Below are 13,610 nucleotides of genomic sequence, written 5' to 3' on the forward strand. Positions count from 1 at the left end.
CGCCTCGATCAATCGAAGTGACCCGGATCACTGAAGTGCGGCAGCACACGTCCACCGAAATTGACAGCTGCCACCAAGCAAATGTCACTCTCGGCGCATAAGCTCATACCCTTACACAAACTCTAATTCAAAGCCAATCAGGGGCTGCCCAACGCTTGGCCGGCCTGCATAAACTTTCGCCCAACAGGGTTGATCCATGCGTTTCCGACCCAAGTGTTGTGTGTCGGACACGGCCACCTGGGTTCGATCCCAGGTGGGGGAAACAAGCCGGAAACAAGATGACACCCGCAGACCTGTCGATTTGCTGAACAGCCCGATTATTGGACGTCGAGCGGCTCGGTTCCGGTCGCCTGACCGCTGGCGTCGGTGGTGATCTTGTCGACGCGCGCCTCGGCCTGCCGCAGCAGGTCCTCGCAGCGCCGCTTAAGCGCTTCACCACGCTCGTAAATTGCCACCGATTCCTCGAGCGGAACCTTGCCGTCCTCGAGCCGCTTGACGATCGTCTCGAGTTCCTCGATCGCGCGTTCGAAGCTCAGCTTTTTGACATCGGCGGGGGCGTCGGCCATCGGCGGCTCCTGGATGCGCCGCGGCGCGGCCGGCGGCGGAGGTATGTCGTGGGGGCAGTGAGGGGCGCTTCAGGCGCCCATCAGGGCGCCGACATGGGCGGCCACCGATTCACTCAGGCCCTGCAAGTCATACCCGCCCTCGAGCACCGACACAATGCGGCCCCCCGCGGTCTTGTCGGCGACGTCCATCAGCTTTTGCGTGACCCAGGCGAAGTCCTCGGCGTGCAGGTTGAGGCTCGCCAGCGGATCGCGGTAATGCGCGTCGAAGCCGGCCGAGATTACGATCAGCTCCGGCGCGAAGCGCTCGAGCTGCGGCAGGATTGCGGTCTCGAAGGCGAAGCGGAACTCCTTGCCGCCGTCCTCGGACGCCAGCGGCGCGTTGACGATGTTGTCGTGCTCGCCGCGCTCGCCGGCCGAGCCGGTGCCGGGGAACAGCGGCATCTGATGGGTCGAGCAGTACATCACGGTGCGGTCGCCCCAGAAGATGTCCTGCGTGCCGTTGCCGTGGTGCACGTCGAAGTCCACCACAGCGGCGCGCTCGATGCCGTATTTGCGCTGCGCATAGCGCGCGGCGATCGCGGCGTTGCCGAAGAAGCAGAAGCCCATCGGCTTGGTGACTTCGGCGTGGTGGCCGGGCGGGCGCGTCGCCACGAAGGCGTTGGCGGCCGTGCCCTTCATCACCGCGTCGACCGCCGACACAGCGCCGCCGACGCCGCGCAGCGCGGCCTCGAACGTGCCCGGCGACATCGACGTATCACCATCGACATAGACGATGCCGCTCGACGGCGACATGTGGCGCATCTCGACGATGTGGTGATCGGTGTGGCACAGCGCGATGTGTTCGAGCGAGCCGATCGGCGCTTCGCCGCGCGCCAGCGTCGCGAACCGCTCGGCGGTCAGCGTCTTGTTGACGGCGATCAGCCGCTCGGCGCGTTCCGGATGGCCCTCAGGCGTATGATGCTCGAGACATGCGGAATGGGTCAAAAATAACGTGGTCATTCGGGAGCGCCTGAAACGTCCGATCGGAGGAGAGACGACAATAATGATCGAATGAACTTAAGTGCCCACCGCGTCGCGCGGAAGGGCCGCTTAAGGCTTAGCGCGTCGAAAGCTTAATTCAATCGCAAAATACGTCCCGCGGCGGCCGGCGCGATCGGGCTGTGCGCCTTGAAATAGCCGAACAGCGCATCGACGTCGTAGACGCCGGTGAGCCGCTCGGTGCCTTGCGTGAACGGAACGAAGCCGTCGCCGCCGGAGGCGAGATACTGATTGACCGTCACGCGATAGCTGCGATCCGGCGCGACCGGCCGGCCGTTCAACATCATGCGATCGGCGAGAATGCGCTCGCCCGGCGCAGCGGTATTGTCCCACGCGTAGCTGAAGCCGTTCGACACCTGCAGGATGCGCGGCCGCGCCGGATCCTGCCACTGCAGCTCCAGCGCCGCTTTGAGCTGCGCGCCGCTCAGCGTCATCGTCACCAGCTGATTGCGGAACGGCTGCGCCGCGAACACGTCGCCGAACGTCACCCGGAACGGCGGCTCGCCGTGCGCCGCGCCGTTGATATCGGCGCGCAGGCCGCCCGGATTGGTGATCGCCAGCTCGGCGCCGCCGGTCTCCGGATCCCGCGTCGCGGCGAGCTGGGCATCGGCGACGACATCGCCGAGCGCGCTTTCACCGGCCGCGTTCGGCACCCGCGACAGCGGCGCGGTGACAGCGCCGGCCGGCCGCGCCGCGATCGGCCCGGCGAGCTTGTTGTAGGCCTTGATCAGCGCGGTCTGCGCCGGATCCTTGGCCAGCGACGTGTGCACGATGACATTGTCGGCCTTGGCGCTGGCGATGTCGCGCGTCGCCGGATCGAGCACAAGGTCGATCGCGGTGACCAGCGTGCCGTATTTGTCGCCGCTGGTGACGAGCCGGCCGTCGATCGTGCAGGTATAGGCGCGGTGGGTGTGGCCGCTGATCACCAGGTCGACGGCTTTGTCGAACTTCTTGACGATCTCGACGATCGGCCCGGAGATTCCAGGACACTCGTTGATGCCGCCGCTCGGAAAACCGCCCTCGTGGATCAGCACCACGATCGCCTCGACGCCGCGCGCCTTCAGCTCGGCGACCTGCGCGTTGACGGCCTCGGCTTCGTCGAGAAACTTCAATCCGGCGACGCCCGGCGGCGACACCATGGTGGGCGTCGCCTTCAGCGTCAGCCCGATGAACGCGACCGGAATACCTCCGAACTCGCGGATCGCATAAGGCGGCAGGATCGGCTTGCCGGTGGCGGTGTCGATCGTCGAGGCCGCGAGGTACTGGAATTTGGCGCCGGTAAATGGATGTGGGCCCATGCAGCCATCGACGGGGTGGCAGCCGCCGTTCTGCATCCGCAGCAGCTCGGTCCTGCCCTCGTCGAATTCGTGGTTGCCCACCGCCGACAGCGCCAGCCCCATCAGCGACATCGACTCGATGGTCGGCTCGTCGTGAAACATCGCCGACAGAAACGGGCTGGCGCCGATCAGATCGCCGGCCGCGACGAAGATGTTGTGAGCGTGTCCCTCGCGCAACTGCTTGACCAGCGTCGCCATATGCTCGGCGCCGCCGGCCGGGACGCTGATCGTCTTGGTGGCGTCGGCCGGATTGAGCGTTACGAGGCCGCCGGACGGCGGCTGCAGGTAACCGTGAAAGTCGTTGATCGCCAGGATGCGGACATCGACCGGCTTGGCGGCCTCGTCGGCCGTGCCGGCGAGCGGCGTCCAGGCAATCAGGGCGGCGAACACAGCGAGGCAGCGGCGACGGCAGGGCATGGGACGTCCGGCGAATTGCGATGACGGGGCATCGCTCAGCCGGCCCCGTCTGGCAACCGGATTCTGTCCATCGCCCGGCGCGGCCAACCGCCGCTGAATACCATTTTCCGGGCAGCCTTTGAGCAAGCGCAACGTCGCGCTGAAACTGCCGTGGTGATTCTGAGTCCGCCCGCCGCGCCGCCGGCGCGCTTTCCAAGAGGTGACGCATGCGCCCGAAGCCGATCACGCTCCTCCTCGCCGCCGCCCTGATCTGCGGAGGCGCGCTCGCCGCGGCGCTGCCGCCGGCTGCCGCGCAGCAGGCCGCCGACGCCGTCAAGCCCGGCAACCCGCGCCTCGCGGATCTGATGGAGGCCGCACAAGGGCGCCACATCAAGCTGTGGTTCGCCGGCATCACGGGCAACTGGAAACTCGCCGCCTACCAGACCAAGCAGATCAAGACCCGCCTGCAGGACGCCGCCTCGCTGTACCAGAGCCTCCCGGTCAACGACATCACCACCATGGCCAAACCGATCGACGCGGTGACGGCCGCTGTCGCCGCGCAAGACAGCAAGGCGTTCGTCAAAGCTTATGGCGAACTCACCAAGGGCTGCAATTCGTGTCACAGCGAGCTGAAGCTCGGCTTCGTCGAGCTGAAGACCCCGGCGATGAATCCGTTCAGCGATCAGGTGTTCGAGGTGAAGAAGAAGTAGATAATATCTAGCTATAATCATTACTTTAGATCGCATACAAAACTAGCTAACGGAGTGGCGAGGAAGCCGAAAGCTGTAATCGAAGAACCGGAGCTCGTTGGTAAAAGGCTCGGTCAAACGTCACTCTATCTATCTTATGACCTCGAATGAAGTTGAGCTCAACTCGGTCGATTTGCGTTTCAAATGAGGAGGCGTCCCGGCATTCCTATGGGAGCTGGAATACGCGTAATCCTCTGCTTTTCGTGAGTTCAATGCATCCTTGCGCTAAAGGAAGAATCTTGTCGAGCTCTGAAAGGTAGAGGTCTTGCGACACTCTTTGAGAGGCCATGCTCATCGATCGGTGCCGACTGGTGTCATGAAATGCCGCGATTGCGTTGCGGTTGAACTTGGTTCGATTGTAAATAGCACGAAACTCCAATGCACGCCGAGTTCTTGTGCTATCGAAGAAGCCCATGTCAAAAGCCGGTATTGCGCCTGTTGTAAGATAGTCAACCGAATCGCCCTGAATGAAATCGATGTGTTGCAGCACTCCCCAGGCTTCTGCAGTGGCGATCGCATGTTCTAAATTAGTTCGCTCAATCTCAATTGAGAGTAAGCGTCCATTCTCTGCCCCATCCTTTTCGTTTTCGCATAGCGCGAGAGCGATGCATGTGCTGCTTATTCCAAAGTGGCACCCAGTCTCGACGACAGATCGCGGTTTGATGCAGCGGACAAGTCCATATAGCAGGTCCAGGTAATCAACCTCCGTGCTTTCAAAAGATGCCGTGGTGAATCCCTCAGCTCTCTCACAGCAGATGTGTGGATGTACATCGATCTCTTTAAATTTCTTCAGCGAGTTTCGAAATGAGCTCCACATGCCTAGCCTCGCAAGCCATCGCAGCTGCTTGTAAGGGTCTCCCTATTTGCTTTAGCCAGAATAAAATTATCAGTTTGCTCCCAGATGTAATCAAAATGAGATTGCAGCTCGGCGCGATAGTCGTTGCTTAGTGTCGTAAACGCGGGGCACAGTTCTCCTCGCTTATGAGCAAGATACGGACTGAAGACAGAAAAATCTGATCCTGAGTATAGGTATCCAGATGACATGACGTCCCTGTAAAGGCGAACTTCAAGGCTGCCGCGAATCTCGGATGTTTTCTTGGTGAGGTTGAGCATCAGAATTTCTAACGCTCCAATTGCTGTTGCGAATGATGAGGTAGTTAGATTTGAGGTGGTCCCATGTAACGATTCCCTTTCGATGCAGGGTAGCAGCTTCGAATCGGGGTGCATCATCAAAACACGAAAATGGACGCCTTCAATAATCTTCTTCACGAGAAGATCGTTGCCCGGAGTCACAGTAAACAAAGAGCCTGCCACAACTCCAATCGTATCGATTTGTGTCCCGCGAGCAGATCTCTTTATGTCGTCGGCAATCGTTTCTAGTATATCACGGCGACTGAGAACAGCTTTATCAAGAAAGACGTTGTTGTTGCTGTAGCGAAATATGTGGCTGATATCTTCGAGTAATTCCTGACGAAATCCGACGTCAACCACCACAACGAGGATCGCGGCAATAATCAATGCGATTGAAAGCTCGTGGATGGCGGCAGATGCAAAATCTCGAAGGTGGAAGCTTTCGTGAAAATAAAGTGCATCCATGGTGAATAGTGCTGATCCGAGAAACAGCATTACTATTACGAAGCGTACGAGTTTTGAGGTTGCGTCATGATAGATGGTTTTAAACGACATAGACAGTGTCCGGATGAATTCAGCTGTACGCGCTGGCCAAAGGTCAGCGCTAACGAATGATCAGATTGTTTGGATGTGGTCAAAGTGAATATGGTCGAAAGGTCGGAATTCGTGGTCGCTGGTAATTTATGCAGGAAGCGTTGGTTGTTGGACCTCGTGCTTTGTGTGAACGTGGGAACTACCCCCGCTTCCGCTGAAAAAATCTCTGAAACGCGCTCACCGCTTCTTCCGACTTCATCCGCTCGCCGAACAGATGGCTTTCCTGATCGATGCGGCGGACGATTTCGTCCGGCGCAGGGCGGAGCAGTTTGCGTGAGAGGGCGACGGCTTCGGCCGGCAGCGCGCAGAGTTCGCGGGCGGCTTTGCGGGCTTCTTCCTCGGTGTGGCCGGGGGCGACGACGGCATTGACGAAGCCGGCTTCGCGGGCCTGTTCGGCGCTCACCTTGTGACCCATCACCAGCATGCCAAAGGCGCGCTGGTGGCCCATGGTGCGCGGCGCCAGCAGGCTGGAGGCGCCTTCCGGCACCAGGCCGAGCTGGATGAACGGCGTCGAGAACGTCGCGGTGGTCGAGGCCAGCACGTAGTCGCAGTGAAACAGCAGCGTGGTGCCGATGCCGATCGCGATGCCGTCGACCGCGGCGATGATCGGCTTCACGTTGTGGGCCAGCGAGTAGAGAAATTTCGTCGCGTTGCTGGCCCGCGGCGCGCCGCTGGTGTCGGTGCCGGCTTTGAGGAAATCGTCGAGGTCGTTGCCGGCGGTGAACACGCCGGAGCCGCCGGTGATGATCAGGCAGCGGATGGCCGGATTGTTCTGCGCGGTGTCGATCGCGTCGCTCATCGCGCGATACATGTCCTGCGTCAGCGCGTTCTTCTTCTCCGGCCGGCGCATGGTGATGACGCGCGTGGCGTCCTCATCGGTGACGATCAGATGCTCCGTCATGGACTTTCCCCCAACCCGGTTCGCTTGCGGCCGGACCGACGGCCGCATTTGCGAACAGTGTACACTATCACTTGTGGGGCCAGAACGGGGTTCGACGAAAGACTCCGCTTTTCAACCGGTTACGGCAAACGCCGAGCGTCGGGACGCTCGGCTCCGGGCTTGCCCCAGGTTTGCCACATGGTTTTTGGCTGTCGAAAGCGACCCGCTCAGGCGGTCAGCACCGCATCCGCGCCCTGCAGCCCGGCGGCGGCATCGACCACATTGCGCTCCAGCGCGCCGGCCTGCACCGCCACGCTCTCGGCGAAGAACCGCGCCAGCGTGACATAACGTGCCGGTTCGGCGACGCCGTCGAGATTGCGCGCCGCCAATGCTTCCGCCGCGAGCGAGCAGCCGCCGAGTGTGGCGCCGAACAGCCGCAGATACGGCGTCGCGCCGGCCAGCGCATCGTTGGTCGATGAGCCGAGCTTGTCGAGCAAGTACTTGCTGGTGCGGGTCAGCGCATCGAGTGCGTCGCGCAGCCGCGGGCCGGTGGCGCCGAACGCCGGATCGTTGCTGGCCTCGACGTCCTTGATGATGCCGTCGAGTTCGCCGAGCAGCGCCCACACCGACTCGCCGCTGTTGGCGCCGAGCTTGCGGGTGACGAGATCAATCGCCTGAATGCCGTTGGTGCCTTCGTAGATCGGCGCGATGCGCGCGTCGCGATAGTGCTGCGCGGCGCCGGTTTCTTCGATGAAGCCCATGCCGCCGTGGATCTGCACGCCGAGCGAGGCGACCTCGGTGCCGATGTCGGTGGAGAACGCCTTGGCGATCGGCGTCAGCAGCGCCGCGCGCGCGGTAGCGGCGGCCTTGACCTTCGGATCGCTGCTGCGCGCCGCGATGTCGAGCGCGACCGCGGTGGCGTAGCAGATCGTGCGCGCCGCGCCGGTCAGCGCCCGCATCGTCAGCAGCATGCGCTTGACGTCGGGATGCTTGATGATCGGGTCGGAGCCCTTGCTGTCGCTGCCGATGGCGCGGCCCTGTTTGCGTTCCTGCGCATAGGCCAGCGCCTGCTGATAAGCGCGATCGGCGATGCCGACGCCTTCGAGGCCGACGCCGAGCCGGGCCTGATTCATCATCGTGAACATGCACTGCATGCCGCGATTTTCCTCGCCGATCAGATAGCCGATCGCGCCGCCCTGATCGCCCATCTGTATGGTGCAGGTCGGCGAGGCGTGGATGCCGAGCTTGTGCTCGACGCCGCTCGGGAAGATGTCGTTGCGCGCGCCCAGCGTGCCGTCGCCGTTGACCAGGAATTTTGGGACCAGGAACAGCGAGATGCCCTTGGTGCCGGCGGGCGCATCGGGCAGTCGTGCGAGCACGAAATGCACGATGTTGTCGGTCATGTCGTGGTCGCCGTAGGTGATGAAGATCTTGCTGCCGAAGATCTTGTAGGTGCCGTCGGCGGCGCGCTCGGCGCGGGTGCGCAGCGCGCCGACGTCGGAGCCGGCCTGCGGCTCGGTGAGCTGCATGGTGCCGGTCCATTCGCCCGACACCAGCTTGCCGAGATACGTCTGCTTCAGCTCGTCGCTGCCGTGGGTATGCAGCGCGTCGATCGCCGACAGCGTCAGCAGCGGGCACAGCCCGAACGCCATGTTGGACGACGCCCACAACTCGGTGCAGACGGCGTTGAGGGCGGCCGGCAGGCCCTGGCCGCCGAACTCTTCCGGGCCCGACACCGCGTTCCACCCCGCCGCGACCCAGCGCTGATAAGCATCCGGCCAGCCCGGCGCGGTGGTGACGGCGTTATGCTCGAGCTTGATGCCGTGCTTGTCGCCGACCCGGTTCAGCGGCGCCAGGATATCGCCGGCGAACTTGCCGGCTTCTTCGAGCACTTGCGCCGTGATCTCGCTGTCGTAGTCGCCGAGATGCCCGGCCGCCACCGCGGCCTGCAGGCCCGCGCCGTGGTTGAGGGAGAGCAGAATGTCGTCGATCGGAGCGCGATAGGTCATGTGAAGATCCCGGCTGACGGAGCACTGGCCCGCCTTCTTCCATGAAATCCGGCCGCTCTCAACCTTTCGTCACGCCTGCCCACGGGCGGAATTTCGCCGGCTGCCGGATGGGCAGGGCGGTTGAAAACCGGCGGCCGTCTCTATAGACCGGCGGGGCCGAAACATGATTCCGCCGCCGGCTCAGTCCAACTCGGTCGGCGGGCGATGGGGCGTAGCCAAGCGGTAAGGCAGGGGATTTTGATTCCCCCATGCGGAGGTTCGATCCCTCCCGCCCCAGCCAGAATGGTCTATCTTATTGATAATATTGCAGTAAATTTCTGAGCTGGGGGGCTGATACACAGCCCTGCGACACACCGCTGCTACACTAGGGTGTCGTACGACCGTGGCTTTCCACATTTTTCGCCGCCAGGCCACCTACTATTGGAGGCGTCGCAGGCCGCGTCAGCTTGCCAGTTTTTGGGCCTCCTCGCATATTCTCGTGAGCCTGCGCACAACCGCGTTGCCCTCGGCACGTCGGTTGGCGGTGGCGCTTGATGCAAAGCTTGAGGACGCAGTGATGCTCGCCGAAAGTGCCGATCCAACGCTATCGAAATCCCAGATCGATGCCATGCTTCGGACGGTCGTGGATCGACATCTAACGAAGCTCGACAGGGTCGCGTTGGTCGCCAAGGGGTCCACGGGCTTCGATCCAGATCAGGCCCGTCGCGACGATAAGAGAGCTTTCTGGACCTACTCGCTCCTCGATGCCCGTGGCCCCTACGCCGAGGTCACGGACAACGATCATGTCCGTATGGTCGAAGACGGCTTATGCGATGCTGACATCGAGGCGGTGAAGCGTCACCTGAAGATGTTGAAAGACAACGGCCTGGTCCCGACCAAACACCATATTCTTCGGCGTTTGATCGAGGGCGTTGCGGCCGAGCCAACCTCTACAAACATTCAGATTGCACAGGGTACATACTATCGGGGAATGAAGCTCGCGCTTGCCGCGGCCGATAGACGCTATGGCGGTACTCGGGCGGAGGATGCGGACCTCGTCGATCGGATGTTCACGTCCAGCGACGCAGTTCGGCCCTGCTCGGCATTGGTCGAAGACACGTCTCGCGAGCAAAATAAAGTTTCGCGATCCGAGAAACAAGAAAGTCCGGCGACGGCCTTTGCAATGGCGGACTTTCTGAAAATCACCGAGAACGTAATCGACTTGAATCGAAAAGATGATCACTGGGATGAAAAGACACAGCGGCAGGTTCGAAGCATTTCGCAGCTGTTCGTCAAGTTCATGATCCAAGATCAGCATTTGGTTGATCTAAATTCCTTAAAGCAGATTCACGTTGGAAAGTTTGCTGACTTCCTTCGGAGCGAGATCTACAAGCACTACGGTAAGTCTATCCGTGACAGTGAGCTGACGATCGCGGAGCTCAGAGCCGATGGATTGTCACGCGAGAAAGGGTTGCGCGGAATTAGCGCCGATACGCTCAATCGGCACTTTACATTCTTGCGGCAAATATTCGATCACGCGTTCGCGCATGGCGTTGCAGATAATCTTGAGAAGATTGATCTCGTTAAATTGCGGGGAAGAAGCAAGAAGCGGCGCGCTCGGGACGAAAGAGCCAAGCTGCCGCTCAATCAGTTCGAGGTGGTCTTTCGCGCTCCGCCGTTCAACAATTGCGCGGCCTGGAACCGACTGGACGAGCCCGGAGTCTTAGGGCAACAGCAGGTTTTTCACTGCGCTTTGTACTTCGTCCCAATTCTAATTTACTATACTGGTTGTCGCCGCGAAGAACTTTGCGGGTTGATGGTGGAGGACGTTGTTCTTGATAATGGGCAGTATGCGTACTTGCATATTGCGAAAAATGCTCAGCGACGCATCAAGAACCCGCAATCACAACGCAATATTCCGCTGCACCCAGAGGTAATCCGTCTCAATTTCATTGCCTATGTTCAAGCAATCAAGTCGCTTGGCTATAGATTGCTATTTCCTGACCTCTATTCTCCTACAACAACCTCCCCGATGGGAAATCGCTTTTACAAGCAATTCAAGCCGATCTTGATGTCGTCGGGAGCAACAGAGGAAGGATTAGGGGCGCACGCCGTGCGTCACCTGTTTGGTGCGCAGTTAAAGAAGAGGCTCGTTGCCGAAGAAGACCGGGCTGATTTGCTTGGTCACGGCGGGGGCACCGAGACCAGCGAGCGGTATTGCGAGCCTCACGAGATCGCTACGATGATGGAGCTTGTTCTGAAACTCCCCGTCATTACCACTCACCTGGAGCGGGCGACCATAAACCTCCTTCCGTGGGTTGAGCAGAAGCAAGTGGCACCATTTTCGCAGCCATCGCGGGCGAAGCGGAGGATCTGAAGCGAAGGATTTAATGTAGCAGTCACTAACGAGCCTTTGGAAATCCTCCAGCGCGCTCAATATCGAAACGCCTTCACCGGGGACCGGGTTCGAATCCCTCCCTCTCCGCCAGCAGTCACGAAACGCACGCGAATTAGCGCTTCTTCCTGATCCCGAAGGACTTTTCGGGATTCTTCCGGACGACCGTCGGTACACAACCTCGGTACACACGGAAGTCATGGTTAACGCGCTCTTTACGCCCAAGCGTCACCGGGAAAGCGGCATCTTCCTGTTCCGGAAGCGCGTGCCAGAACGGCTGAAAGACGCCGTCGGCAAGAACGAGATCAAGTTCTCGCTGCAGACACGCGATCCCGTCGTCGCGCGGATCCGCAATCTCGAGGAGATGGCGCGGCTCGAGCGCGCATGGGCCGAGATCGACGGCACGCGCCTCGAAAACTCCCAACGCTTCGCCTCCTACCTGGACACCAAGTTCGCCCGGCGGCCCGCGGTCGCCGGCGAGCCGGCTCGGGTCGTCGCGGACGCCGCAGCAGGCGCGACCGGCCCGTCGTCGGTCGACGGGCCGCCGAAGACGCCGGTGCCGCTGCGGCCGCTCTTCGCGTCCTACGCCAAGGAGGCCGAACTCGCGCCGTCGACGGTGAAGCGCTGGACGCCGGTCCTCGACCGCCTGATCGCCCATCTCGGCCACGACGACGCGGCGGCGATCTCGCGGACCGACATCGTGGCCTGGAAGGACGCGCTGCTCGACGGCGGCATGTCGAACGTCACCGTCCGCGACGTCTACGTGGCGGCGGCGAAGGCGACGCTGCAGTACGCGGTCGATCAGGGAACGCTTCCGGAAAATCCCGCCGCCGGCATCAAGGTGCGCGTGCGCGAGGCGCTGCTGGAACGCGACAAGGGCTTCGACGGCAAGGAGGCCGAGACGATCCTGTCCGCGACGCTCCGCACGCCGTCGGACAAGATCAGCGTCGAGATGGCGGCCGCGCGCCGGTGGGTGCCGTGGATCTGCGCCTATACCGGCGGCCGGGTCAACGAGATCACGCCGCTCGCCTGGTGCGACTTCGTCCGGCGCGACGGCATCTGGATGATCCGGATCCGCGCCGAGACCAACAAGACGCGCAAGTTTCGGGAGGTCCCGCTCCATAGCCATCTGATCGAGCAGGGATTGCTCGACTACGCGAAATCGCGCGGCACGCGGCCGCTCTTCTACGATCCGCGCCGCAGCCGCGGGGCCAAGGATTCGAATCCGCATCACAAGAAGGTCGGCGAGCGTCTGGCGGAGTGGGTCCGCTCGCTCGGCATCGATCCGCGCGTGGCGCCGAATCACGGCTGGCGCCACCGCTTCTCCTCGATCTCCCGCGTCGTCGCGATGCCCGAGGACGTCCGCAACATCATCCAGGGTCACGCCGGCGCCAAGGTCGCCGACCGCTACGGCGAGACCTGGCCGCTGGTCGCGCTGCGCGAGATCGAGAAGCTGCCGCGGTATCTGGCCTGAAGGACCGAGAAGGACTCATGAAGAAGACCTACACCCTGTTCCTGCAAACCGGCCCGCGCGAGGAAGTTCTCGCCCGCGGCGTCACGCTCATGCACGCACTCGTCCTGGCCCTGGAGCACGGCGACAAGGGCAAGGCCACCGTGATCTACGGCGAGGAGGGCCGCTTCCGCTTCTTCGCGATCGGACGACGTTCCGCGGAAGAGGGGACGTTCGAGAGCGTGCTGTCGGTGGCCGTTCCGCGTTCCGGCAAGCCCGCGGCGGACAGCAACCGCGCGATGCGGATGATCGGGAAGAAGCTGCTGCGCGAGCCGCGCGCCTTCTGGGACGGCTACATCGAAAGCGACGAGGACTACGAGCGCCGGCACGCGACGCCGCGGGAGATGCGACATGACTGAACCGATGATTCTCGAAGCCTTCATGCCGGATTTTTCCGGCTTTTCGTCGCCGGGCTGGGCGGCGCTGCTCTCCGGGCCGCGGGAGCGGACGGCGGCGAACTACGCGAAGCTGCATGAGGGAGACAATCGCCCGCTGGACCGCGATGACTATCTGAAGATCATCGATGAGGTAGGCGACCCCGCCCGACAGTGCGCGGAAATCGCCAAGTCGTTCTGCGACATCTTCGGCATTCATCTCGCGATCAAGCTCGGAATTCCGCACGGGCTCCGGTTCAGCCGCTACGAAGCGGAGAGCGACCGTATCGTGGCGCTGGTGCCGCTCTTTACGGTCCGGAACATCCTCGATCGCTGCGAAGAGAAGCGGCACCGCTCGCTCGACGGCATCGTACCGGCCGAGTTCGAGCCGCTCTGGCAGCTCGCGCCGGAATCCGGCGGGCTGAGCGAGGCGGCGTCCCGATGCCTGGCGCGACTGGATCGTGCCACGCTCTGCACGGTCTTGCGGGCCTTCGCCAATCCCGGCGTCGAAAAGAAGGCGATCGCGGGGATCGCGGCCCGACGTGCCGAACTCGCGTTCTCGAACTCGATCGACTGGGAGAAATTCCGGGCCGCGGCGGCGCAGCGCCGGCGCGAGAAGTACCCGCGCGGAAATTCCCTGAACTGACACCGA

The 13,610-nt window shown here is 62.0% G+C and carries 12 protein-coding genes and 1 tRNA gene; 6 read left to right on the forward strand and 7 right to left on the reverse strand.

The window, feature by feature from the left end:
- Positions 1 to 317: 317 nt before the first annotated feature.
- The 3 genes from IP86_RS17020 to IP86_RS17030 form a co-directional block, all read right to left on the reverse strand.
- Positions 318 to 566 (reverse strand): exodeoxyribonuclease VII small subunit, encoded by a 249-nt coding sequence (locus IP86_RS17020; protein WP_054163730.1) that lies wholly within the window; start codon positions 564 to 566, stop codon positions 318 to 320.
- 69 nt (positions 567 to 635) lie between these two features.
- The gene (locus tag IP86_RS17025) at positions 636 to 1,565 is read right to left on the reverse strand and encodes a histone deacetylase family protein (protein ID WP_054163731.1); all 930 of its coding nucleotides are present in this window, start codon (positions 1,563 to 1,565) and stop codon (positions 636 to 638) included.
- 113 nt (positions 1,566 to 1,678) lie between these two features.
- The gene (locus IP86_RS17030) at positions 1,679 to 3,358 is read right to left on the reverse strand and encodes a bifunctional metallophosphatase/5'-nucleotidase (protein WP_082364065.1); all 1,680 of its coding nucleotides are present in this window, start codon (positions 3,356 to 3,358) and stop codon (positions 1,679 to 1,681) included.
- Between the two features lie 206 nt (positions 3,359 to 3,564).
- Here IP86_RS17030 and IP86_RS17035 point away from each other — a divergent pair, with 206 nt between their 5' ends.
- Positions 3,565 to 4,047, forward strand: a complete 483-nt coding sequence (locus IP86_RS17035; RefSeq protein ID WP_054163732.1) for a hypothetical protein — start codon at positions 3,565 to 3,567, stop codon at positions 4,045 to 4,047.
- Between the two features lie 205 nt (positions 4,048 to 4,252).
- On the opposite strand, the gene IP86_RS28135 is transcribed toward IP86_RS17035, so the two are convergent.
- The 4 genes from IP86_RS28135 to IP86_RS17045 form a co-directional block, all read right to left on the reverse strand.
- Positions 4,253 to 4,903 carry an O-methyltransferase gene (locus tag IP86_RS28135; protein WP_082364067.1) on the reverse strand — a complete coding sequence of 217 codons (651 nt, stop codon included), beginning with the start codon at positions 4,901 to 4,903 and terminating at the stop codon, positions 4,253 to 4,255.
- Between the two features lie 2 nt (positions 4,904 to 4,905).
- Positions 4,906 to 5,772 (reverse strand): DUF5919 domain-containing protein, encoded by an 867-nt coding sequence (locus IP86_RS28770; protein ID WP_156332540.1) that lies wholly within the window; start codon positions 5,770 to 5,772, stop codon positions 4,906 to 4,908.
- A gap of 178 nt (positions 5,773 to 5,950) precedes the next feature.
- On the reverse strand, positions 5,951 to 6,712 hold the full coding sequence (locus IP86_RS17040; protein ID WP_054163733.1) for a crotonase/enoyl-CoA hydratase family protein: 762 nt from the start codon (positions 6,710 to 6,712) through the stop codon (positions 5,951 to 5,953).
- A gap of 206 nt (positions 6,713 to 6,918) precedes the next feature.
- On the reverse strand, positions 6,919 to 8,700 hold the full coding sequence (locus IP86_RS17045; protein ID WP_054163734.1) for an acyl-CoA dehydrogenase family protein: 1,782 nt from the start codon (positions 8,698 to 8,700) through the stop codon (positions 6,919 to 6,921).
- Between the two features lie 205 nt (positions 8,701 to 8,905).
- Here IP86_RS17045 and IP86_RS17050 point away from each other — a divergent pair.
- The 5 genes from IP86_RS17050 (at position 8,906) to IP86_RS17070 (ending at position 13,604) form a co-directional block, all read left to right on the forward strand.
- Positions 8,906 to 8,980: transfer RNA gene (locus IP86_RS17050), tRNA-Gln, on the forward strand.
- A 102-nt stretch (positions 8,981 to 9,082) separates the two neighbouring features.
- Positions 9,083 to 11,056, forward strand: coding sequence for a DUF6538 domain-containing protein (locus IP86_RS17055; protein WP_012494603.1), 1,974 nt, complete (start codon positions 9,083 to 9,085; stop codon positions 11,054 to 11,056).
- Between the two features lie 217 nt (positions 11,057 to 11,273).
- The gene (locus IP86_RS17060; protein ID WP_012494604.1) at positions 11,274 to 12,548 is read left to right on the forward strand and encodes a DUF6538 domain-containing protein; all 1,275 of its coding nucleotides are present in this window, start codon (positions 11,274 to 11,276) and stop codon (positions 12,546 to 12,548) included.
- Positions 12,549 to 12,565: 17 nt separating this feature from the next.
- Positions 12,566 to 12,943, forward strand: a complete 378-nt coding sequence (locus tag IP86_RS17065; RefSeq protein WP_012494605.1) for a hypothetical protein — start codon at positions 12,566 to 12,568, stop codon at positions 12,941 to 12,943.
- Positions 12,936 to 13,604, forward strand: coding sequence for a hypothetical protein (locus IP86_RS17070; protein WP_012494606.1), 669 nt, complete (start codon positions 12,936 to 12,938; stop codon positions 13,602 to 13,604). The genes IP86_RS17065 and IP86_RS17070 overlap by 8 nt, the downstream gene beginning before the upstream one ends.
- The last annotated feature ends 6 nt before the right edge of the window (positions 13,605 to 13,610 follow it).

The sequence above is a fragment of the Rhodopseudomonas sp. AAP120 genome, from assembly GCF_001295845.1.
Lineage (GTDB): Bacteria > Pseudomonadota > Alphaproteobacteria > Rhizobiales > Xanthobacteraceae > Rhodopseudomonas.

Coding starts and splice junctions, on each gene's coding strand:
- IP86_RS17060 (WP_012494604.1), top strand. CDS start 11,274: ATGGTTAACGCGCTCTTTACGCCCAAGCGTCACCGGGAAAGCGGCATC.
- IP86_RS17045 (WP_054163734.1), bottom strand. CDS start 8,700: ATGACCTATCGCGCTCCGATCGACGACATTCTGCTCTCCCTCAACCAC.
- IP86_RS17070 (WP_012494606.1), top strand. CDS start 12,936: ATGACTGAACCGATGATTCTCGAAGCCTTCATGCCGGATTTTTCCGGC.
- IP86_RS17025 (WP_054163731.1), bottom strand. CDS start 1,565: ATGACCACGTTATTTTTGACCCATTCCGCATGTCTCGAGCATCATACG.
- IP86_RS28770 (WP_156332540.1), bottom strand. CDS start 5,772: ATGTCGTTTAAAACCATCTATCATGACGCAACCTCAAAACTCGTACGC.
- IP86_RS17035 (WP_054163732.1), top strand. CDS start 3,565: ATGCGCCCGAAGCCGATCACGCTCCTCCTCGCCGCCGCCCTGATCTGC.
- IP86_RS17040 (WP_054163733.1), bottom strand. CDS start 6,712: ATGACGGAGCATCTGATCGTCACCGATGAGGACGCCACGCGCGTCATC.
- IP86_RS17020 (WP_054163730.1), bottom strand. CDS start 566: ATGGCCGACGCCCCCGCCGATGTCAAAAAGCTGAGCTTCGAACGCGCG.
- IP86_RS28135 (WP_082364067.1), bottom strand. CDS start 4,903: ATGTGGAGCTCATTTCGAAACTCGCTGAAGAAATTTAAAGAGATCGAT.
- IP86_RS17065 (WP_012494605.1), top strand. CDS start 12,566: ATGAAGAAGACCTACACCCTGTTCCTGCAAACCGGCCCGCGCGAGGAA.
- IP86_RS17030 (WP_082364065.1), bottom strand. CDS start 3,358: ATGCCCTGCCGTCGCCGCTGCCTCGCTGTGTTCGCCGCCCTGATTGCC.